Source organism: Paraglaciecola marina (assembly GCF_004360155.1).
In the GTDB taxonomy this organism is placed as follows: domain Bacteria; phylum Pseudomonadota; class Gammaproteobacteria; order Enterobacterales; family Alteromonadaceae; genus Paraglaciecola; species Paraglaciecola marina.
The window spans coordinates 715,890-738,339 of record NZ_SAIS01000001.1; the positions used below are offsets into that span (position 1 = coordinate 715,890).

At 40.2% G+C, this 22,450-nt stretch carries 16 protein-coding genes and 2 pseudogenes; 13 read left to right on the forward strand and 5 right to left on the reverse strand.

Annotation, left to right across the window (positions count from 1 at the left end):
* Position 1 precedes the first annotated feature (1 nt).
* Positions 2-2,197, reverse strand: a complete 2,196-nt coding sequence (locus EOK74_RS09235; RefSeq protein WP_133469675.1) for a TonB-dependent receptor — start codon at positions 2,195-2,197, stop codon at positions 2-4.
* A 186-nt stretch (positions 2,198-2,383) separates the two neighbouring features.
* On the opposite strand from EOK74_RS09235, the gene EOK74_RS09240 reads away from it, so the two are divergent.
* The 12 genes from EOK74_RS09240 to EOK74_RS09295 all read left to right on the forward strand — a co-directional run bounded on the left by EOK74_RS09240 (position 2,384) and on the right by EOK74_RS09295 (position 15,914).
* Positions 2,384-3,271 (forward strand): DUF3450 family protein, encoded by an 888-nt coding sequence (locus EOK74_RS09240; RefSeq protein WP_133469676.1) that lies wholly within the window; start codon positions 2,384-2,386, stop codon positions 3,269-3,271.
* Complete coding sequence (locus EOK74_RS21325; protein ID WP_133469677.1) at positions 3,268-4,731, forward strand: MotA/TolQ/ExbB proton channel family protein; 1,464 nt, start codon at positions 3,268-3,270, stop codon at positions 4,729-4,731. The genes EOK74_RS09240 and EOK74_RS21325 overlap by 4 nt, the downstream gene beginning before the upstream one ends.
* Positions 4,731-5,126, forward strand: a complete 396-nt coding sequence (locus tag EOK74_RS09250) for a MotA/TolQ/ExbB proton channel family protein (RefSeq protein ID WP_133469678.1) — start codon at positions 4,731-4,733, stop codon at positions 5,124-5,126. The genes EOK74_RS21325 and EOK74_RS09250 overlap by 1 nt, the downstream gene beginning before the upstream one ends.
* A 5-nt stretch (positions 5,127-5,131) precedes the next feature.
* The gene (locus EOK74_RS09255; RefSeq protein WP_133469679.1) at positions 5,132-5,539 is read left to right on the forward strand and encodes an ExbD/TolR family protein; all 408 of its coding nucleotides are present in this window, start codon (positions 5,132-5,134) and stop codon (positions 5,537-5,539) included.
* The gene (locus EOK74_RS09260; RefSeq protein WP_133469680.1) at positions 5,536-6,228 is read left to right on the forward strand and encodes an energy transducer TonB; all 693 of its coding nucleotides are present in this window, start codon (positions 5,536-5,538) and stop codon (positions 6,226-6,228) included. The genes EOK74_RS09255 and EOK74_RS09260 overlap by 4 nt, the downstream gene beginning before the upstream one ends.
* An 11-nt stretch (positions 6,229-6,239) precedes the next feature.
* Complete coding sequence (locus tag EOK74_RS09265; RefSeq protein WP_166638738.1) at positions 6,240-7,661, forward strand: tetratricopeptide repeat protein; 1,422 nt, start codon at positions 6,240-6,242, stop codon at positions 7,659-7,661.
* Between the two features lie 41 nt (positions 7,662-7,702).
* A complete protein-coding gene (locus tag EOK74_RS09270) occupies positions 7,703-8,290 on the forward strand; it encodes a PepSY-associated TM helix domain-containing protein (RefSeq protein ID WP_239024061.1) in 588 nt (195 codons plus the stop codon).
* 24 nt (positions 8,291-8,314) lie between these two features.
* Positions 8,315-8,857 carry a DUF2271 domain-containing protein gene (locus EOK74_RS09275; protein ID WP_133469683.1) on the forward strand — a complete coding sequence of 181 codons (543 nt, stop codon included), beginning with the start codon at positions 8,315-8,317 and terminating at the stop codon, positions 8,855-8,857.
* 72 nt (positions 8,858-8,929) lie between these two features.
* Positions 8,930-9,763, forward strand: a complete 834-nt coding sequence (locus EOK74_RS09280; protein WP_133469684.1) for a DUF4198 domain-containing protein — start codon at positions 8,930-8,932, stop codon at positions 9,761-9,763.
* Between the two features lie 43 nt (positions 9,764-9,806).
* Positions 9,807-11,279, forward strand: a complete 1,473-nt coding sequence (locus EOK74_RS09285) for an NADPH cytochrome P450 oxidoreductase family protein (protein WP_133469685.1) — start codon at positions 9,807-9,809, stop codon at positions 11,277-11,279.
* Positions 11,280-11,623: 344 nt separating this feature from the next.
* Entirely contained in the window at positions 11,624-15,430 is a 3,807-nt protein-coding gene (gene putA / locus EOK74_RS09290) for a bifunctional proline dehydrogenase/L-glutamate gamma-semialdehyde dehydrogenase PutA (protein ID WP_133469686.1), read from the forward strand.
* A gap of 1 nt (position 15,431) precedes the next feature.
* Positions 15,432-15,914, forward strand: a complete 483-nt coding sequence (locus tag EOK74_RS09295) for an Lrp/AsnC ligand binding domain-containing protein (RefSeq protein WP_133469687.1) — start codon at positions 15,432-15,434, stop codon at positions 15,912-15,914.
* A gap of 32 nt (positions 15,915-15,946) precedes the next feature.
* Here the strand turns inward: EOK74_RS09295 and EOK74_RS09300 are convergent.
* Together EOK74_RS09300 and EOK74_RS09305 are read right to left on the reverse strand one after the other, a co-directional pair.
* Positions 15,947-16,159 (reverse strand): annotated as a pseudogene (locus tag EOK74_RS09300) (tyrosine-type recombinase/integrase); the annotation flags it as partial.
* A gap of 17 nt (positions 16,160-16,176) precedes the next feature.
* Positions 16,177-16,503 (reverse strand): annotated as a pseudogene (locus EOK74_RS09305) (integrase core domain-containing protein); the annotation flags it as partial.
* A gap of 349 nt (positions 16,504-16,852) precedes the next feature.
* Between EOK74_RS09305 and EOK74_RS09310 the strand changes: the two are divergent.
* Positions 16,853-17,884: a cupin-like domain-containing protein gene (locus tag EOK74_RS09310; RefSeq protein WP_133469688.1), complete on the forward strand. Its 1,032-nt coding sequence runs from the start codon at positions 16,853-16,855 to the stop codon at positions 17,882-17,884.
* A gap of 480 nt (positions 17,885-18,364) precedes the next feature.
* Here the strand turns inward: EOK74_RS09310 and EOK74_RS09315 are convergent, their stop codons facing one another.
* Complete coding sequence (locus EOK74_RS09315; protein WP_133469689.1) at positions 18,365-18,898, reverse strand: protein-tyrosine phosphatase family protein; 534 nt, start codon at positions 18,896-18,898, stop codon at positions 18,365-18,367.
* Between the two features lie 379 nt (positions 18,899-19,277).
* Positions 19,278-22,202, reverse strand: coding sequence for a ligand-binding sensor domain-containing protein (locus EOK74_RS09320; RefSeq protein ID WP_166638739.1), 2,925 nt, complete (start codon positions 22,200-22,202; stop codon positions 19,278-19,280).
* Between the last annotated feature and the right edge of the window lie 248 nt (positions 22,203-22,450).

Below are 22,450 nucleotides of genomic sequence, written 5' to 3' on the forward strand. Positions count from 1 at the left end.
CTTAAAATGAATAACTTGCATTAAGACCGAAGTAACGACCTTCGCCAGGAACGAAATGACCGCCACCAAGTTGGTCGATATAGTCTTCGTCAGCCAGGTTAGTACCGTTAATTTGCAAGTTCAATTTATCATTGACCTGATACGAAACCATTATATCAAACAATACATAGTCATCAGCCACTTCACGGCCAGATAGGCTAGAGCTATTGTAACGTTCGTCCATGTACTGAGCGCCTGCGCCAAATTGAATATCGTCAGTTAACTGATAACTAGCCCATAAACTAAATGAATGTTCTGGAGTACGTGGTAACTCTAAACCTATTTGTTCTACATCTTCACCCGTTGCAGAAACAACCTCACTGTTTTGGAAAGTATAAGCAGCAGATACTTGTAGTTCGTCTGTTACTTGTCCAACTACTCCTAGTTCTAAACCGTCAACTCTTTGCTCACCATTTAGTGCATCACCGTCAAAATCAGGATCATCAGAAATCGCATTGGTTTTTTCACTGCGGAAAATCGCCGCATTAGCAAACACTAAACCGTCAAATAGTTCCCACTTCGTACCCAATTCATAACTTACAATCTTTTCAGGATCAAGGTCTGCAGCATTACTACGGGTAGATACTGTTAGGCCTTCAGCAGATGGTGTAAATGAATTACCTGCACCAAAATATACTGAGCCATTTGGAGCGGGTTTGTAAACCAAACCAACATTCCAACTAAGTTCTTTTTCTTCAGCTTCAAGTTTAACCGTAGGATCATCACCATCTTGGTCATAGAAATATTCAGTTTTGAAGATGTCATAACGTAATCCAGCGGTTAATTCCCACTGTGGATCAAAGGTAATTGTATCGAAAATATAAATAGCCGTGGTGTCGCCAGTAGCTTCACTGTTTTTGCCAGTACGAACATATTCACCTGTATAGGCAACGTAGTTGTCTGGATTATATAAATCGATTAGCTCTGGTGTTGTGTCTAGGTTATCAGTGCCGTTGTCATCATAGTTCCAGCGAGCAAACTTTTCGCGGCTAATTTCGACACCTGTCACTATCTCGTGACTGGTTTTACCAACTTGGTAGCTACCTAATAAATCTAATTGCAGTACCGAAAGTGAGTTTTTAGTATCACGGGTTTTTTCATCACTTAAACGTACATCTGTAGTGGTTGAGTTATCGATAAAGCGTGGCGCAGTCACCACATTTAATCGCTCAACTGAACCCGTTCTAAACTGTGCTCTTAAACTTGTATCTTTGGTTAGGTCATTTTCATACTTAGCCGTAAGAGATTGGGCAGTGATATCTTCGAAGTCACGGTATACATTACCGTAAAAGTTATCAAAATCTACTGGTGGTGCAGTACCAACATAATCAGCTAATTCAGCTACTGGAGTAGAGCCATTAGACACCCAAGGAATACCATAATCTGGCATGTTGTCTTGCTTTTGATATTCAGCATTAACGGTTAAACGAGATTTAGTATCTAAGTTAGTAACCAAAGAACCAGCAATCGCTTGCTTTGAGTTGAATACCTCGTCACGGCCTGCTTTATCAGCATCATCAGCTAATACGTTAACCCTAATAGCAGTGTCGTCACCTATCATGATATTTGTATCTAGCTGTGCACGGTAATCACTTTCAGTACCCAATCGTAAACTTAGGTCAGTAAAGTCTTCTAGCTTAGCTGTTTTACTTTGTAGGTTAATGATACCGCCTGCAGAACCTCGACCATACATAGCTGAACTAGGGCCTTTAACCACTTCAATTGCTTCAACATTGTAGGTATCACGGTAATATCCAGACACGTCTCTTACACCGTCAACTAATATGCCATTGGTAGCACTAAAGCCACGAATATTCATACTGTCACCAGGAGGCGCACCACCTTCACCCGCTGCTAAAGAAATCCCCGGCACACCCCGTAATGCATCCTGTAAGCTATCAACATTGCGATCTTTCATCATTGATTGGGGAATAACCGTAATGGTTTTAGCTGTTTCTAATAAAGGCTGACTAAATTTGCTTGAAGTAGACTCATCAACTTTATAGTTATCCTCTGTTTGTGCCGTTGCTTTTGCTGTCGGTAATTGCTGGGCTTCTTGTGCAACTGCAGTACCTAGAGGGAAAACCGTAGCGATAGCAAGGGTAATTGCACTGCGCTTCAAGCCAATATTAGCAGGAGTGCTAGTAGGGTTTCTCATCAAAAAATTCTCCATTTGTTATGTGTTAATTGCGTTTCTCGGGGCGCAGGTTAACATTTGGAAATCTAAATGCAAGTAGTTATCATTTGTAATTGTGTTTTTTGTGTGGATAATAACGACTTATTGAAAAGGGGCAATTGACACCAAGCTTCTAAGCTCACCGTTAGTGATTAGTAAGAGAGATAAATGTTGAAATATGTAACAAGGCTAATTGACATAACAGTTAATACATTAAACCTACAGAATGGGTGTAGCTCCGTTAAAAATTCAATAATACCAAGAAAATTTAAGGACTTAGCCTTACGCTCTTTGGTGTTAGGCAGTCTTTTATGTAGCACAATTATTATGCTACCGGCACTCGCTACAGACTTAACTCAAATTGATAGGCTAACGAGACAGTGGTTAGAAACTCAGCGCCAAACTAGTCATCTATTAGTTGATTGGCAAGCCAGTAAGCCAATTCTAAATCAAAGGCTGACCTTACTTAGTGCAGAAAAAAAGCAGTTAGAGGACATTCTTAAGCACAGCAAAAACAGCCAAGAAGATGTCATTAAGCGTCGTACTGAACTATTAGAAAAACAATCAAATCTTGAGCAACAACAAGGCGCTTTATCTAATAAATTAACTTTGCTACTTAACCAAGTAGAGCACCTTAGTGAATTATTGCCGCCGCCGTTAAAGAATGTTTGGACACAACAACAAGATGAATCTACTGACGATAACCAAACCTCTAAAAGTTTGCAGGCTGTTTTGAGTAAGTTGAATAGTCTTATGGATTTCCAAAAACGTATTTCTGTTCACGAAGGGCCAATCTCTGTATCTACAACTGATGAAGTGATGGTTAAGCAGCTTTATCTTGGGGTGAGTGCTGCTTGGTTTGTTAGCGCCGATGGAAAGCTTAAAGGGCGAGGGCTGGTTCAAGATAATCAATGGGTTTGGACAGAAGATGAGTCTATGAATGCTAAAGAAATCAAAAAAGCCATAGATATATTCGAGAAACGTAAACAGGCCGATTTTGTAGAGTTACCAGTCAACTTAGTAGCCTCAAAAGCATCAGTAGGTGGTTTACAATGATTCGCATAATAAAGGCACGAAAGATTACAAAGGTCAGTGTATTTGCCTTAGCGGTATCTATGGTAATAAATGTTTCTGTAAATGCGCAGGAGCAACTGGCAGAGAATTTACTAAGTAAAATAAATACTGCCCAAAAAGAACTAACCAAGACCGAACAAAACATTTCAAAGCAGCGCCAAACATTGTCAAGTCAGTTATCTAAGTTAGAAACTGAGGTATTGGCGTTACGTGAGAAAACCGCTGCTGTAAGACGTTTGTCCGACGAAAAAACCTTAAGTTTGTCGCAACTGGAAGAGCGTTTAAAAAGTTGGAACCAACAACAAGCTTATCAGCAAGGATTATTGCGCCGATTCTTACAGCAGCAAGGCGATAGTAGCGAGCAATCAATTATCGACCGAAGTTCTTTGGTAGATAAACTCGATAAAGTCTTAATCAGTAGTCAGCAATTCGAGCAAAACTTTGCACCTAGCTGGCAACAGTCAAAAGTAATTTTACCCAGTGGGGATATTACTGAGTTAGCAACTTTATCTATGGGACCCATCTCATGGTACTGGAACGAAACCAGTGGTTATGCAGGCATTGCCAGCGAGCATCATGGCCAATCTGATTTGTTAAAAAGTGACCTGCAGTTTAATGGGGCCGCTAACACAAAAATTGGTGATTTATACAAGCAGACTGCAGGTTCAATTGTATTTGACCCAACAATGAATCGCGCTATGGCACGGCAACAACAATCCGAAAGCTTTTTTGAGCATGTCCTAAAAGGCGGTAAATGGGCTATTCCTATTGTATTTTTTGCAGTATTTGCATTAATCATTGCCCTAATTAAAGTTATACAACTAGGCCGTTTATCTAAGGTAATTCGCTTTACACCATCAATTTTGGGTAATGCTTTAGCTAAAAACACAGATGCCGCACAGTCTCAAATCATCAGCAAAGTGAAGGGTATGCAAAAACGCTTATTAGATATTGCGGTAATAGCCAAATCTACAAATGAGCGTGACGATCAACTCTTTATGCAGTTACAAGATGACAAAACCCGTTTAGAACGTTGGATTGGCGCTATCGGTATGACCGCTGCGGTGTCTCCTTTATTAGGTTTGCTTGGTACTGTTAGCGGTATGATAGAAACCTTTAAAATGATGACCTTGTTTGGGTCGGGAGATCCTGAGGTCGTATCTGGAGGTATTGCACAAGCGTTAGTCACTACCGAGCTTGGTTTAGTGGTAGCTATTCCTGCACTGATATTAAATGCTTTGTTGTCACGCAAAGCTAAGTCTTACTACAACGAGTTAGAAAGCTTCGCCATTTTAATCAGTAAGTCTGATGAACAGGCTGATACCAACGAAAAAACAAAACTGGTTAATGAACCTAAAGTCGCAACCCAATCTAAAGAAAAAACCGCTAAACAACCCCCTAGTGTTACTCAAGTATCTCTAGAAGAGTCGAGTGCCACATAATGCTTGAGCAAATATATGGTAACTGGGTTTGTTGGGGCATTTTGGGTTTAGCGCTGATTTGTTATTACCAAATATCTATGAGTTACATTCTATCTTTTAGCGCCTCTGATCGCAGCGCTATTGATGCTGAAAACATTCAAATTCAACAAAGATCTACTGGTGTTTTGATTGGTGCACTGCCATTACTTGGGTTGTTAGGCACCATTATCGGATTACTGGATTGCTTTATTGGTATCGCCAGTCAAGGGGCCAGTAGCGAGCTAGTCAGTGCCGGTATAGCTGATGCACTTCTTACTACCCAACTAGGGTTAGTGTGTGCCATTCCAGCATGGTTACTGCAGGCTTATGTGCGTTCAGTGCATGCTGCTTTAGTACCTAACGAAATATCGAGATAACAACAATGCCAACTAGATTACAAAGACGTTTGGAGCAACAACCTGAACAAGGTATAGATATGTCTCCGCTATTAGACGTGGTGTTCATTTTGCTCATATTTTTTATTGTCACCACAGTATTTGTAAAAGAGACAGGTGTTGAGGTAGATAAGCCTCAAGCGATCTCTATTCAAAAGATGGAACAAACCGCAATCTTATTGGCAATCACTAATAATGGCGAAGTGTTTTATGACGGCAGTAACGTAGGTGTGGCAGGTGTTCGCGGCATAGTAGAGCAATTGCAGCGCCGGGAGCCTAGACCAGTGGTTATTCAAGCCGATAAAACCGTACCCACAGAGTTGCTATTAGAAGTAATTGATGGCGCTAAGCTTGCTGGCGCAAAAACTGTAAATTTGGCAGCACTTAAAGGATGATTTCAGGCATTCAATCAAATGGCAATAGTGGCAAGGCTACTGCGTTATTTCTGATTAATAATTTTCGATTTTTTTCAAAAGCCCAAGCTATAGCGAGTATTGCCAGTATCATTATTTTGGTACTGGCGTTATTAACCTTATGGATTGGTCATGGCTTAAGTGAAATGCCCGAAGACACAGTAGTCGTTCGAGAAATAACCATTGCAACGCCTCCGCCCCCCCCGCCGCCACCTGTAGTACAGCAACGAGCTGTACAAGCACCAGTCACCGTGCAGGTTGAAGGAGCGGGTGCAAGTATTCAAATGGTTAAAGTTGTGCAAGATATCACTATTGATAAACCCGACATGCCAGATTTCACGCCACAAGAAACCCAGTGGCAATCGTTAGAGGTTGATTGGGATGCGTTTGACTTGAGTGATTTAGATGGATTACCAACGTTACTTACTACACTAAAAGTGACATTGCCAAAAAGCCTCACTAGAAAGGGTATTAAAAAAGTAAAAGTAGAATTTGAGTTGGTAATTGACGAACAAGGTAAAGCAACATTAGTCAAAATCGTTACTAATCCCTATCCACAGCTAGAAAGTGAAATTAAAAATCTAGTGCGTCGCATTAGATTCACTCCTCCACAAAAAGACGGACAGCCAGCTAGGGCAAGATTTGCATTGCCTGTAGATATTGGCTCATGAGAAATTTACCAATGTATAAGACTTATAATTTGATGATTAAAAACCTCACTGTATGCGCAGTTCTATGGACAAGTTTATCCTCATCTGTATTTGCTACCACAGATTTCACCGCTGATATTACCGTAAACCTTGCCGCCCCAAAGTGGGAGTTTCTGTTAAAAAATATAGCCACAGGTGAAACACAGGCGCAATTGGCTTCATCAGAAAGTAGTTTTGCTAAAGAGTTGCAACCTTTATTAGCCGCGCAAGATCACAAAGCAATTGAACAAGCCTTTAGCCAAAGAGATATTGAACAAGACAGTGCCGCGTTAAGACAGTTGCGGGGCCAAGTCTTGATTAGTTTAAAGCAATACTCTGAAGCTGAAGTTGCCCTTAAATCTGCCATAGAGTTAATGCCCGATTTAGCATTGGCACACCGCAGTTTAAGCATGGTTTATATGGTTAACAAAGATTACCAAAAAGCCCAAACTCACCTAAAGAAAAGTATTGAACTTGGTGTGGCAGACGCCCAAGTCTATGGTCAATTAGCCTTTGTTAATTTGCAATTAAAACAAGGTGCTAGCGCTATAGCGGGTTACCAATATGCGTTATTTTTAGACCCAGATAACTTACAGTGGAAGCAAGGGTTACTGTACGCATTGATTAACGCACAAGCGTTTAGCCAAGCCCAAGCCTTACTTGAAGGCATGCTTATGACGGCTCCAGACGATGCCGACTTATGGTTACAAAGGAGCCAACTTGCACTTAGGCAAGGCCATGCATTACAAGCCTTAAGTAGTTTAGAAAGTGCGGTACTGTTAAACGAGAATGCAGCGAATGCTAACGAGACAGAGAACATAGTTACTCTGGCTCAATTACATATTCAAAGTGGTAGTGCGCAGCGTGCTGTTGAATTATTAGATAGTAACATAGCGTTATTTTTATCTAAAAAGTCGGGCCAACTAGGTTTTGAAGTTCAGCCAATCGACCAAATTTGTCAATGGTTGGTTTTTAATGAACGCTGGCAACCGTTAGAACAACTACTGACTGCATTAGCACCATATCGTAAGCATACCTCTAGTTATTTTACGTCTCGTTTTGATGTATACAGTAGCAAATTAGCACTGCATAAAGGAGACACAAAGAGGGCTGAAAAAAGCCTAATGAGCAGTGTCAAAGCGGATCCAGCAAATGGCGAAGCTTTATTAACCATAGCAAAATTGATGCATAACAAAAAACGTTCAGTGCAAGCCGTACAATATTACGTAAGAGCTCAAGCCCTAACTGATTTTAGAGAGCGTGCTTTATTGGGACAAGCTCAGTTAGAAATAGACCGCCAACAATACTCCGATGCTCTTAGGCTATTACGCCAAGTCATTCAGCTAAATCCTGCAAGACAAGATGTGTTAGCTAATATTCAATCGTTAACTAACCTAGTTAGACACCAAAGTTAGGGTAAGCAAGTAATGAGTAGGGGGGTGTGATGGTGTTTACTATGGGGTCAATAAGACAATGGCATTGGATCAGCGCCTCTTTGTGTATGGCGGGTATGTTTTTGTTTTCCATAACGGGCATTACTCTGAATCATGCAGCAGATATTTCTAGTAAACCACAACATATAAGTATTGAGGGGGAAGTACCCAATACTTTATTGCAGAAATGGGTAGGTTCAGAAACACCTCCAAGTCATTTGTCGTTGGCACTTTACCAATGGCTAGCGCAGGTTCATGACATAGCAATCCCCAAAAGTGCCACTGGAGAATGGGATGAGGTTGAATTTTATCTGCCCCTTGCCAGGCCAGGTGGTGATGCGTGGCTAGCCATAAATACTGAGACCGGGGAGTTTATATATGAAGATACAGATAGAGGTTGGATTGCATTTTTTAATGATTTGCATAAAGGCCGTGATACTGGCATTGCATGGGTATGGTTTATCGATGTATTTGCCGCAGGCTGCATAATTTTTAGCTTTACTGGATTGGTTTTATTGTGGCGCCAGAGTTCTGGTCGTCAATCTACTGGTCCATTAGCGGCGTTAGGTGTGCTAATTCCGTTAGTTCTTATTTTATTATTTGTACATTAACAAGCGTTTTTAAGAGAGAGATACATGCAAAAGCAGAAGAAACGATTTATTTCCAGTGTATTGGCAGGTGCCATCATAACTGCCTGTGCAGTAACTCAAGTATACGCTAAGGCTGACGCCTTGGCATTGACTGTGGAAATCCCACAACTTGATACAGCTGAATACCATAAGCCTTATGTGGCAGTGTGGCTTGAAGACTCAGCCCGAAAATCCACCCAAGTCGCCTTGTGGTATCAGATTGATAAAAAAAATAATGAAGGCCTAGAGTGGCTTAAAGACTTACGTCAATGGTGGCGTCGCGGTGGCCGCAGCCTTGATTTACCTTATGATGGCTTTACATCAGCCACTAAAGGCCCTGGTACTCATGAAGTGAGTATTGACCTGTCTAAGGCAGACTTTAAAGACTTAGCACCAGGTAATTACAAATTAAGAATTGAAGCGGTAAGAGAAGTAGGTGGCCGTGAAAACGTGGTTATTCCGATTACCTTACCACTCGAAACCTCATCACTGCCTATATCTAAAACCGGTAAAACCGAATTAGGCAAGATTCGCTTAAGCGTGCAATAACAAAACTTACTAAATAAACCACTGCTTATTATTTTTTTAGTGGCAGTCATAGATTATTTTTGGAGAAACAATATGAAATCTAAATTATTACTTAAACTCATTGCTGCGGGTGTCATCGCAAGTTCAATGACTATGCAAGCCCAAGCTCACAAAGCATGGATTCTACCTAGCTCAACAGTGTTGTCTGGTGATGAACCATACGTGACATTTGATGCTGCTGTTTCAAATAGCATCTTCTCTATTGATCACGCCGCTTTAAATATTGAAGGTGTGGAAGTGGTTGATCCAAAAGGAAACGCTGTTGAGTTAGAAAACACCTCAAAAGGTAAATACCGTAGTACTTTCGATATTCAACTAAAAGAACAAGGTACATATAAAGTAGAAACCGCTAGCGGCGGTTTACGTGCGAGATGGGAAGACGAAGATGGCAAACGCCATAGATGGCCAAGACGTGGTCAAAACGCCACAGACGCTGATTTTGCCAAAGCAGTACCTAAAGATGCTAAAAAACTACAAGTCAGCCAAAGCTACCGCCGTGTTGAAACGTTTGTAACTTTAGGTGCGCCTACTGAGTCAGTTTTCAAACCTACTAACCAAGGTTTAGAAATGGTACCTGTAACTCATCCTAATGATTTGTTCTCTGGTGAAGAAGCAACCTTTACGTTACTGATTGACGGCAAACCAGCTAAAGGTGCAAGTGTTGAAATTATTCAAGGTGGTTCTCGCTACCGTGATCAGCAAAATGAAATCAAAGTAACCACAAATGATAAAGGGGAGTTTAATGTTACATGGCCAGACGCAGGTCGCTACTTTGTAGAAGCATCTTACGAAGACGCTCAAGCAAAAGCCCCAGCAACTAAGCGTACAGGAACCTATGTTGCTGTATTCGAAGTGTTACCAATGTAATTTTATTCGCTAAAAAATGTGTCTATGGGTAGGTGTGTAATCGGTGAGTGAATTTAACCGGATTAGTTTAGCAGTCGTTTTAGTGAGCCTGTGGTGCTTGTGGTGCTTGTGGTTGATTGTTCGCCATAACAGAAACAAGCCCAAGGTGGATCTACAGGCCAATATTTTAGTGGCCTATGCTAGCCAAAGTGGCACAGCGGCTACTTTGGCTACTAAAAAGGCAGCAGAACTCGCTTCCCTCGGTAAGGTTAATCTATTGCCGTTAGACAGTGTTTGTAAACAAACACTGTCTAATACCCAAAAGGCACATTTCATTGTTAGTACTTATGGTCAAGGTGAACCACCTGATAACGGCCATAAGTTTTATAATGAACTTTACACAAAAGATGCAGTTACTGATCTTTCCCATATGCGTTATTCAGTCACTGCTTTAGGGGACAGTAGCTATGAGCATTTCTGTGCTTTTGGCCATAACCTTAATAAACAATTGACGAAATTGGGGGCACAGTCAGAAGCCGCGATAACCGAAATAGACAGCCAAACCCATGGCAACTTTGATACCCATGACTCACCAATGGCAACCGTCACTAATTGGAAGCTAACCCAGCGAGAGTGTTTAAACCCTAATAGTGTTAGCGCTCCACTTTACTTACTGGCTTTTTCAGTAAAGCCTTCCGAATCATCAGATATACCACAATGGCGCGCAGGTGATGTAATTTCAATCCAACCTAAGCATCACCTAGAAACTGTGCTAGCTTGGTTGCAAACACATCAGTTCGATGCTGAACAAACCATAACTACAGGTGAGTCAAGAGTAAGCCTTAAAGAATTCTTATTAGAGTATGCTTTGCCAGAACAATTGCAGGTGCCAGCCAGTGAACCACTAAACTGGCTCGATTCACTTAAGTTATTGCCAAAACGTGAATACTCTGTGGCATCGGCTGAGCATGAAAAGCAATTAAAGCTAATTGTAAGGTTACAACATCAGGCTAACGGTCAGGCTGGAATTGGTTCGGGCTGGTTAACCCAGTTCAGCGAACTAAACGATATTACCCAAGGGCATATTCGTAGTAACAACCGTTGTCATATTGATGATGTAACCCGTCCGCTGTTATTGGTAGCCGCCGGAAGTGGCCTAGCAGGTTTACGAGCGCAACTTGCAGAGCGAGCCAGCAACCCAAACGCGGGTAAAGTGTGCATGTTTTATGGTGAGCGAAACCCAGAACACGACCAAATGCTTAAAGACGAATTGCAGCAGTGGCAACAACAAGGTGTAATTACCGATTTACATTATGCATATTCTCAGCACCCAAAAACTCCAGCTTATGTGCAAGATGTGATGGATTTTAACGCAGATAAAATAAGAGTAATTGTTCACCAAGGGGCAGACATATATGTTTGTGGTAACAAAGCAGGAATGGGAGACGGCGTACATCAGGTTTTGAATAAACATCTAGGCCAAGAAAATGTATCAGCTTTGCTGAGTACTGGCCGTTATCGTAGAGATTTATATTGAGTGCAGCTGCTCCTTAACAAATAAATATTGAGTAGTTTGTAGGATACATACAACCACCTAATTTCGGCCCTGTTTTAATTCTCTTAATTATACCGCTCTTAATGTTGAGTAATTTATTTTACTAAGATCAGAAAAACCTATAGATATCTGCGAACTAGTTCACCGTTTGCAAACCCGTAATTTATAACTATTTTCTATTTTTTAGTGATAAATATCGTTAAATGATAAAAATATAGTTTAAAAACTTGTTATTTAGGTGTTTTTAGAGTCATATAAAATTATTCGTGTCTAAAATACCGCCAATATAACCTTGACTTTATTTAACGAACCCAGAGTGACAGCTCATGCAAAACATCACAGATAACTACCCAAGTTTACACAACTTTAGGCAAGCCGTACGTCAACACGTTGTGACAGAAGAAGAGCAAAGTGTAGAAAACTTGCTCCAACACAACCCACTAAGTGCAGACGCCCAAAGTCGAGTAGAACAGAGTGCCTTAAAGTTTGTTGAAGAATGCCGTGCTAACCCAGATAAACAAGGCTTGTTTGATGTGTTTTTGCAGGAATATAGTTTATCTAGCCAAGAGGGCGTAGTACTGATGTGCCTTGCAGAAGCATTACTGCGGGTTCCTGATAGCTTTACTGTGGATAAATTAATAGCAGAAAAAATTCACATGGGTGAATGGGATAATCATATTGGACATTCATCAGAGTTTTTGGTGAATGCTGCCAGTACAGGTTTGGCCCTCACACGCAAAATCTTAAATAAAAGTCACGATAAGTCTGGTGAATCTAGTAACTGGCTTCGTAAATTTATGGCTCGTGTTGGCGAGCCTGTAGTTCGCCGTGCAACGCTAGAAGCGATGAAGTTTATGGGGCAACAATATGTCTTAGGTAGAGATATAGATGAGGCCGCGAAAAGAGGCCATAAAGGTAATCCTAAAGGCACACGCTTTTCTTTTGATATGTTGGGTGAAGGGGCACGAACCTACGAAGACGGTGAAAAATATTTTCAGTCTTACTTACATGCCATTGAGAGTATTGGTAAAAAGAATAAAGAAACAGATATTTATGCTGCGGATGGGATATCCGTAAAATTAAGTGCATTACACCCTAGGTATGAATTTAGTCATCAGGAGTTAGTACTCGAAGAATTATTACCGAGTGTTTTACAGCTTGCAATACGGGCTAAAGAGTTAGGCATAGGCTTGACTATAGATGCTGAAGAAGCTGCTCGCTTAGACATTGAATTAGATATCTTTCAAGCCTTAGCGTTTGCCCCAGAATTAAAGGGCTGGGACGGTCTAGGTTTTGTGCTACAAGCCTATCAAAAACGTGCCCTTTATGTAGTAGATTGGTTGGTTGAACTTGCTAAATTATCAAACAAAAAACTAATGGTCAGACTCGTTAAGGGGGCGTATTGGGACGCTGAAATAAAACACGCCCAAGAAATGGGGTTTGATGAATTCCCTGTGTTTACCCGTAAAGTGAATACCGATTTAAGTTACCAAGTCTGTGCCGGTAAGTTATTAGCCAATAAAGAAAATATTTACCCGCAATTTGCGACACACAATGCCTATACCATGACGTTGATTATGCAGTTGGCTGGCACCAAGGGCATGGGGACCTTTGAGTTTCAACGTTTACATGGCATGGGTGAACTACTCTATTCTCAAGTGAGCAAGTCAACGGGCATTGAGCTGCCGCTGCGTGTATATGCCCCTGTTGGAGTACATAAAGACTTACTGCCTTATTTGGTGCGGCGATTATTAGAAAATGGAGCAAACGGCTCGTTTGTTAATCAGTTCTTAGACGGTAAAGTACCTGCTCAAAACTTAGTACAAGGAGTTGAAGAAGTTATTGAGAATATGCCTGGTAATAGAAATACCCAGATTCCTGTTTCTAAAGATTTGTTTGTTGACCATGGTGAGCAAAGGGACAACTCGACAGGTCTTGATTTAGACGACCCATTGGTATTCTCTGAGTTACAAAAACATGTGGATACGGTTTTAGAGCAGTCTTGGACCGCTGGCCCTATAGTTAATGGAATAAAAAGAACAGACCCTAGCTACGAGATATACTCACCAGCAAATGCCTCTTTAAAAGTAGGGCAGTGCACTGACGCCACCCCAGACGATGTATCCAATGCATTACAAAGTGCAGCTAAAGCCCAAGTAGCGTGGCAGCAGCTAAGTGTTGATGCAAGAGCTGACACCTTAGAGAAAACCGCTGATTTATTAGAGCGATACACCCATACATTAACCTCATTAATTAGCTATGAAGCCGGCCGAACCTTAGGTGATGGTATATCTGAAGTCCGCGAAGCAGTAGACTTTTGCCGATACTACGCATTACAAGCAAGGATATTAAAATCTGAGTTTGGTAGCAATACTGGCTTAGACGAAGGCAAAGGCGTATTTGTATGTATTAGCCCTTGGAACTTCCCACTGGCAATCTTTGTGGGCCAAGTGGTGGCAGCATTAGTTACAGGTAATAGTGTAATAGCCAAGCCAGCAGAACAAACTCCATTAGTGGCAACCTATGCCATAGAGTTAATGCACCAAGCAGGTGTGCCCGTTGAAGCTTTACAGCTTTTAACTGGCACAGGCGCTGATATCGGACCGCAACTTTTAACTAGCCCATTAGTGGCAGGCGTAGCTTTTACAGGCTCTACCGAAACGGCAAAACGTATTCAAGGTGACTTAGTTAAACGAGGCACCAGCATGCCGCCGTTTATTGCAGAAACCGGTGGCCAAAATGTCATGATAGTTGACTCAACGGCCTTGCCTGAACAAGTAGTCGACAGTGTTATTCAATCCGCCTTTTTAAGTGCTGGGCAACGTTGTTCCGCTTTGCGAGTGTTGTATTTACAAGAAGACATTGCAGACAAGATGTTAAGTATGTTGCAAGGTGCCATTGATACCTTAAAAGTCGGCTACCCTTGGAAGCTCAGCAGTGACCTAGGCCCGGTTATCGACAGCAAAGCCCAGCAAACCCTGCAAGCTCACACCGTAAAAATGCTAAAGGAAGCTAGCTTAATCACCAAAGGCTCGTTAACAGAAGAGTGTGAAAACGGCGCATTTATCGAACCTCAAGTGTATGAAATACAGCATATTAATCAGCTTGAGCGAGAGGTGTTTGGGCCGATACTCCATGTTATTCGTTATAAAGCTGCCAATATCAAACAAGTGATCAAAGACGTAAATGATACAGGTTACGGCTTAACCCTTGGTGTGCATAGCCGTATTAAGCAGTTTGCTGATGAGGTATTCGAGCAAACTAAAGTGGGTAACACTTATATCAACCGTAATATTGTGGGTGCTGTGGTGGGCGTAAACCCATTTGGTGGCCATGGTTTATCAGGCACTGGGTTTAAAGCTGGTGGGCCCCATTACCTACTACGCTTTAGCGAGTTATGGCAAAGTGTTGAGATTGGCGATAAGCAATTATTACCAGAGGGTGCCTCACTAGCGCTACCTGAAACTTGCGAAACATTTATAATTAAGGCCAAAGGCTTACAGCATGCATGGGATCAAACACCAGTAGCAAACAGATGCGATGTGCTGAAAAAAGCCTTAGATGTGTTAGAAGCAAATCACCAACTTGATAAGGCCAATTTTGCCCTAAGTCAAAATAGACTAAACCAAGCCAATAACTTGTTTAGTGAAATAACCGAGTTACCAGGCCCAACCGGTGAAACCAATGAGCTTAGCCTTCACGCTAGAGGCGTGGCCTTGGTGATTGCAAATACCGAGTCCTTAACTAATGGCCATACAATACTACAATTTATCAGTGCATTGGCTGCGGGAAATGCTGTGGTTGTTATTGGTAGTGATAATGCTAGTCAGCAACTTGTCTCCAGCATAGCGGGGGTGTTTCAAAATCATATTCCTACTGGGTTAGTGCATATTGCCAATGATTTTGAAGACCTAGGCAAGTGGTTGCTTCATGACAAAATTGCGCTAGTTGCGTGCCATGATACTAACGGTCTTTGGGCTGTGTTGACACAAAGAGCAGGGGCCATTGTACCTGTGGTAAATCATATCCAAAGTCAGTTTGCGTTATTGCCCTATGCCATAGAGAAAACCAAAACTAACAATATTGTGGCAACAGGTGGTAACGCCATGTTGCTGAACTTAAAAGAAAGTTAACATGAAAAAATACTCAACTGAGCTTGATCGCATCGACCATAAAATACTTGATATGTTACAAAGTAACTGCCGTATATCAAATGTGGAACTTGCTAATCAAGTAAACCTAAGCCCGACGCCTTGTTTAGAAAGAGTGAAGCGCTTAGAAAAAAACGGCTACATAGATAAATATGTAGCCCATCTAAACGCTAAAAAGTTGAACGCCAAACTAACAGCCTATATGCAAGTGTCGGTAGAAAACTCCAGCACCCAAGCATTAAATCAGTTTAACCAGCAAGTTAGGAAGTTAGACGAAGTAATAGAATGCTCATTGGTAGCAGGGGGCTTTGACTATCTGCTTAAAATACGAGTTCAAGATATGGACGCTTACCGGAAATTTTTAGGGGGAAAATTTGCTGATATCAAAGGCGTAACTCAGACCTTTACTTATGTCGTAATGGAAGAGATAAAATCCACCCACATCGTACCTGTTGAGACTAAATAGCTGGTTAAGATTTTACGAGGTAAAGGTTAACGTTACAGCCTAGATAAAGGGCTCATTACTGAGTTGCCGCCATGTTGTAATATATGCGTATATATTTGAGTGGTACGCAAGTCGGCATGGCCTAATTGGTCTTGTACCGTACGTATGTCTGCCCTTGATTGGAGTAGGTGGGTGGCAAAGCTATGGCGTAAAACGTGGGGTGTAACGGTTTTATGTATGTTAGCTTTTTTGGCGGCATTTCGTACTGTTATGCACAACTTATTTAGGACACTTTTATTAAGGAACTTTGCTCATATTCTACTGTCGACAGATCACCATTAGCCGTATGAAGCCTATCTAAGTTGTAATAGCGCATATACGTTGTCACATCATTTCTCATATGCTCACGAGTTGGCTGTGGCACTTTCAATAGTCAATCATGTTTTAAGCTACCAAAGAACCGTTCAACAACGGCATTATCCCAACACGTACCCACATCCCCTATGCTTGCTCTCACTCCATAGCCAGCTAGCAACTTGCGATAGTGTTTACTGGTATATTGAGAGCCTCTATCGCTGTGAAACATCAAGCCTTTTGGCGGCTGCCGCAAGTACTAAGCTTTCATCATTTCCTTACTGTTTTATGCCTTGAGTAGGATTCGTTTTTATGAGGTTGTTTGTCACTGTAGATAAGTTGATTGGGAGATATCCTAGCAAAACACTCATTGAATTTTTTGCCAATTAAGATTAATTTAACTAGTGAAGTTTATAAATATATATTTTAAAATCAAAGTATTACGGGGCTTTTAGTTACTTGATAAGTCGTAGAGGTTATGACCGTTTTGTTCTAGTCTTTTATTGGTTAGTAATAGATTCATGTCATAGATTAGCGTTAAGGTTAATATTTAAAATGATACAAAAAAACAATAACCATGCGCTAGAGCAGGAGATTTTTTCGTCGTGACCATCCATTCCACAGGCATACTTGATAGCTTGCCCCATTTGCCAGAAAAAAAGCTCGACGAGTCAGGTAACCTTGCGGCTGCTGACTTTACCTCTCCAATGCCCTTTATTGTGCGCGGTATGGTTCGTGACTGGCCTGTAGTTAAGGCTGCGCAACAATCTTCGGATGCGCTGCGCTCATATTTGCTTGGCTACTATAGTCAGAAGCCTGTGATGGTATCGAGCGGACCACCTGAAATTGGTGGGCGGGTCTTTTACAAAGACGATATGTCCTTAAATATTAAGATGCTAAAGTCTGATTTACGAGAAGTATTCTCTAAAATTGCAGAGTCTGAAGACGATCTAGAGCAACTGTGTCTTTACGTGGCTGCCGCAAATGTAGATACCTATTTCCCAGGTTTGCTTAAAGATAACCCAATCAATCTTGGCGGACATAAAGCTAATGGTTGGGCATGGATGGGCACACGGACTCAAATCGCACCGCACAATGATTCTACTTATAACCTTGCCTGTGTGGTGGGCGGTCGTAGACGATTCGTTGTGTTTCCACCAGACCAATTTCGAAACTTATATTTAGGCCCAATTGACAATACACCCGCAGGGCGAACCATATCTATGGTGGATGCTAGAAACCCTGATTTCGAGAAATTCCCCCGTTTTAAACAAGCTTTAGAGGTTGCTCAAGTAGCTGATCTTGAACCGGGAGATGCCATCTATATGCCGCCGCTTTGGTGGCATCATGTGGATGGCTTAGAGCCATTCAATATGTTGTTGAATTTTTGGTGGCGGGTTTCGCCGAAACACATTGGTTTACCAGCTCCAGCCCTTGACCATGCCATTCTTTCAATTCGTGACTTATCCCAAAGCGAAAAGAAGTACTGGCGTGATATGTTCGATTACTACGTGTTTGACGCGAATGAAGACAGCATTGCGCACATACCTAAAGATAAGCGTGGCCTTTTAGGCCCTATTACTCCGCAAATAGTGCAAACTATACGCGCTAAGTTAAAAGGCTATTTTCAGCGGTAGTAACCTTAATGATAAATGGGTTGATTCATTAAGATTATTGAGCACTACTGTTACGTAAAACAGGCTAGTTAACACTCACAGGGTAAGAAAGTATTCTGTTACTATCTCATAAAGTTCTAGCCTGTGTTCTGCCATTTCTTCTAATGTCAGGCCTTCAAGAGAGTGAGGGTGCCTAAGCTAAGCTGCAATTTCGTGTACATAATAGTCAGGGATACGGTCTACTTCACGGTGTGTAGGTTTGTAAAATGGCACAGCCACTCGAATGCCTTCTGGGATGTTTAAGCGGCTTTTTCTTGCATATTTTTAATAATGGCTTCAATTGAGCGACCAGTGTCAAATACATCGTCGACGATAAGTAGTTTGTCAGAATGCTGAACCTTTTTAATTAAATAATTAAGGTCGTGTACTTTTACTTCAGATGATTTTATATCGATACAGCACCTACATAATAGGATGTCATTGATTACTTTAATTACATGACTATAGAGAGAAGTATGATTTCACTTCTTCTATAAAATCGCTCCATATTGGGTTTGGTTTCCAGACAGACTCCATTTCTGCTCGTGCTTTATTTTCATCGACATTTAATTGGGTGATTTTATACAAATAAGTGAATACCGCACCTCGCCAATTGAGTTTGCAATGAGTAAGAGTGACATTGTCATTGTCTAAATTAAGATTCATTGCGGTAATGTATTCTAGAAAGTTATTGATAGTAGGGTTCTGCCATTCTACTTGGATATTTAAATAATTTAGATCTAACTCATCAAGTAGCGCAATCTCTTCATGTCTGTTACCAGGTATTAGATCAATAACGTGGCTGACTCCAAGTTTTTTAAAAGCCTTGAACTCTTTATCGGAAGGTAAGCCTGAACTTATCATGTTCATTAAGTTGACCTTAATGTTAGTCACATCTTTAAGTGATTCTGGAATGGTGATTGAATTATTTGTGCTATTAGTAGCCAATAAACCGGTGCTAAATAGGCTGAGCCAGGTTAAAACGAGAAATTTCATTTACATTTTTCCTTTCCAATAAATGCGATTTTAAGAATATAACTAAAGTTAGTTATGGTTTTTTATATCCTCGATATCAGCGTTTAGCAATATTTAATATTAATACTTAATAAAACGAAATTGTGTAACGAAAAGGAATATGTAGGGCAGGTTCATTGAAAAATATAAATTACTTTAGCTTCTTGGTGATGTTTTGAGGGGCACTTAACCAATTTTGACATTTTTCTAAACATTAAAATTTCCGGCGAAATCTCTTTATCTTTTATATCTATCGACGCTTCACGAAGTGAAACCAGGGGTTATTATCAGGCTATAGCTATTAATCAGCCAATCACTCAATATCGTGGGTGTTTCGGGATTAAGGTTTAATGTAGAGTTTTCATTTTTCACTATTTTCGTGATATTTAGCTTGATATATCTGCACTTGATCACGACCATTTTGTTTTGCGAAGTAAAGCGCTTGATCGGCATGGCTGAGCATCTTATCGTATTCGTGTATTTCCTTGTTATCAGTTAAACCTATACTTATTGTAATACTAAGATCATCCGCGAGATGAGATAAGTTCTGTTTTTTAATTGTTAATCTAACAAGCTCACAAAAATCATAGGATTTATCTACATCATGATTTATTAGTAATGTGAATTCCTCACCACCCCACCGCGCGAGTTTTATTTGTTGTGAACTTTTTTGAGCTAAGTCTAAAAGAGTATCAGCGACTTTTTTAATAACTTTGTCGCCAGTAAGGTGTGAATAGTCATCGTTAACGCTTTTAAAATGATCAATATCCAATATAGCTATGGTTAACGGCTTACTGTTTTTGTTAGCCTCTTTTAAGTCATCATTACACCATTCATCAAAAGCTCGTCGGTTACATAAACCTGTCAATTGGTCATGTTTGGCTTGGTAAGAGAATAACTCAGATTGATTTTGCAGTTCCAGTGTTTGCTGGGCAACGAGTTCTTTCAACTTTATTTGACTGCGTTGAATCGCGATCATTCTGTAACGATAAATTATGTATAAAGATAGGAGTAAGAGGATAACGATAATTAACTTGAACCAAGTTGTTTGCCAATAATAAGGTGTGATAATAAAGTTAATGGTTGCTAAGTTGTCTTGCCATTTTCCATTCGGATATTTTGCTCGCATATGAAAAGTATAATTACCTGGGGCTAAGCTAGTAAATTCAGTAAATGTATTTTTATGTTTATTTTTCCATTTTTTATCGAACCCAACTAACTTTGTTTGATAAGAAATATGTTTAGGCATCAAATATCCTAAACCTGCATAGTGGATGGTAACTTGAGATGTTCCTGCAGGTAATATTACCGAGGGCATTATAGGGTAATATTTTCCGTCTACTTCGAGTTGTTCTATTACGACAGGAATAGTTGTTTGTGACATTGTTTTTAATCTTGATTCATCGACGTAACTCACACCTTTGGCCGTAGCAACCCAAACATTGCCATCATTATGAAGTGTTGCAGAAGGTGTTGAACCACTATTGATTTGAAAATTTAGTAGACTAAAGCCCTGAGAAAAAAAATTATAATCAACATATTTGGTTCTTTTTTGAAGCACATCATTTATTGCGCTTTTGTTTACATTAATGACACCATTATTACTGGTTAGCCAAAAAGTGTTGTTTTTGTCTTCAACTATTTGGAATATTTTGTCTACTGGTAAGCCATCTTCTTTAGTGACTGCACTTACTGCATTTGTGACTACATCAATATTAACTAATCCTCTATCTGTTGCCATCCAAAGGTTATTATTTTCTACATGAAAGCCAAACGCATATTCAGCATCAAATTGATCATCCAAACTAAAAGCTTGAATGTCTCCTTGACTGAATGAGGCAATGCCTTCACCTGTACCTATCCATACTTTACCCAATTGATCCTCAGCAAGGGCCATAATAAAATTTGCTGGTAAGCCGCTTTCTTTATTAAATACTTCAATTTTATTATTAGGTGAGGCTTTAACTAATCCGTAACTAGTACCAATCCAAATATTTTTAGATGAATCAACCAGAATACTTCTAACTTCGTTACTAGGTAAACCATCCTTAGTTGTCAATAATTCCTCAAGGCCATTCTCAGTAGTAATGAATAGGCCGCTATGATAGGTACCAACAAGCACTTGTTTGTCAGGTGCTTCTGCCAAACTCAATATAGATAACTTTTTACCTATAGAAGTCTCGTTAATAGCGCTGATTTCATTATTATCTAATTTATTTAATCCTTTGCTACTACCTACCCATAAACTTCCGTCTGAATGAGATAATATACTGCGTATATAGTTACCAGATAAACCGTGCTTTGTTGTTACCGTAACAAAAGGAACTTCTCTTAAGCGAAATAAACCACTGTTTGTGCCAATCCAAATACTGCGTTCTTTATCTTGAAAAAGTGTAGATATCTTATTTTTAGGTAAATCCGTTTGATTACTTAATTGCTCTAGCTTGTTATGACTGAGTCGAAATAGTCCTCTATTATCTGTGCCTATCCAAAGGTTATGAGCAGAGTCTTCTAACAAACTGTTAACCCTATCGTTAACAAGTTCTGTATGCAAAGATTTAAAATTCCCATCGATAAATTTATAAACGCCTTGTTGAGTCGCAACGACTAAGTGTTTGTCGTGTGTCAATATAAGGTCTTGCACTGATTTATTGGGTAAACCATATTTTTGATCAAAGTGGCGAACTAATGTTTTGTCTGTTACTGAAAATAAGCCTTTGTTAGTAGCAACCCAGATAGTACCTTTGTTATCTTGTAATATTTTATAGGCACGTATATCGTTAATAATAACTGTATCTTGGTGTGTTTTCATATCGCGATATACTAAACCTTGACCTTCTAGTGCTAACCATAGATTTTGATTATTGTCGTAAATAGCGTGGTTAATCATAGTTTCTGCTGGTTGGCCTGATGACCATTGATTTTTGTAACGCTCTGATATGCCTCCTCGTGCCCCTGCGACTAATAACTTACCCGACGGAGTCGCAGTCAAGCTTTTGACCGCTGAATCAGGAAGGCCAGCGCTTGACCCTCTGGAAAATATTGTAAATTCTCTACCATTAAAGCGAGCTAATCCGCCCCAAGTTGCTATCCACAAGTAACCGTCAGATGTTTGTGAGATTGCATTAATACCATTGTGTGGTAGGCCATCGCCTGTATTCCATGTTTCGGTAAAATAACTGGATAAAGGCAATGTTTCTTCAGCTGCTGACAAATTAGCTGAATGAAATGAGATCGCGTGTAGTATCAATGTAAAAATGTTAATATCGATAAGTGAATACTTCAAAAAAAGGCTCATTATTATGAATTTTATAACTGATAGTTTAGCAATGTTCCTGTGGTTGAGGCATTTATTTAAGGTATGTCACTCTTTTGAAAGATATATTTTATGCGTGGCACTCAACCTTGAGTTTATTATATTTCACGGAAGCTGATGCATCCGTATAATTACCATTTTAAACAATGGAGCGACTAATATACTTTGCACATCGTTGAATATAGCATTGGTGAAGCTCACTACTAAAACTCTAAACG

Excerpts from the sequence above, each read along its gene's own strand:
- EOK74_RS09255 (WP_133469679.1), top strand. The coding sequence starts at position 5,132 with ATGCCAACTAGATTACAAAGACGTTTGGAGCAACAACCTGAACAAGGT.
- EOK74_RS09280 (WP_133469684.1), top strand. The coding sequence starts at position 8,930 with ATGAAATCTAAATTATTACTTAAACTCATTGCTGCGGGTGTCATCGCA.
- EOK74_RS09260 (WP_133469680.1), top strand. The coding sequence starts at position 5,536 with ATGATTTCAGGCATTCAATCAAATGGCAATAGTGGCAAGGCTACTGCG.
- EOK74_RS21325 (WP_133469677.1), top strand. The coding sequence starts at position 3,268 with ATGATTCGCATAATAAAGGCACGAAAGATTACAAAGGTCAGTGTATTT.
- EOK74_RS09235 (WP_133469675.1), bottom strand. The coding sequence starts at position 2,197 with ATGAGAAACCCTACTAGCACTCCTGCTAATATTGGCTTGAAGCGCAGT.
- EOK74_RS09315 (WP_133469689.1), bottom strand. The coding sequence starts at position 18,898 with ATGAAATTTCTCGTTTTAACCTGGCTCAGCCTATTTAGCACCGGTTTA.
- EOK74_RS09265 (WP_166638738.1), top strand. The coding sequence starts at position 6,240 with ATGTATAAGACTTATAATTTGATGATTAAAAACCTCACTGTATGCGCA.
- EOK74_RS09250 (WP_133469678.1), top strand. The coding sequence starts at position 4,731 with ATGCTTGAGCAAATATATGGTAACTGGGTTTGTTGGGGCATTTTGGGT.
- EOK74_RS09240 (WP_133469676.1), top strand. The coding sequence starts at position 2,384 with ATGTTGAAATATGTAACAAGGCTAATTGACATAACAGTTAATACATTA.
- EOK74_RS09295 (WP_133469687.1), top strand. The coding sequence starts at position 15,432 with ATGAAAAAATACTCAACTGAGCTTGATCGCATCGACCATAAAATACTT.
- EOK74_RS09270 (WP_239024061.1), top strand. The coding sequence starts at position 7,703 with ATGGGGTCAATAAGACAATGGCATTGGATCAGCGCCTCTTTGTGTATG.
- EOK74_RS09275 (WP_133469683.1), top strand. The coding sequence starts at position 8,315 with ATGCAAAAGCAGAAGAAACGATTTATTTCCAGTGTATTGGCAGGTGCC.
- putA (WP_133469686.1), top strand. The coding sequence starts at position 11,624 with ATGCAAAACATCACAGATAACTACCCAAGTTTACACAACTTTAGGCAA.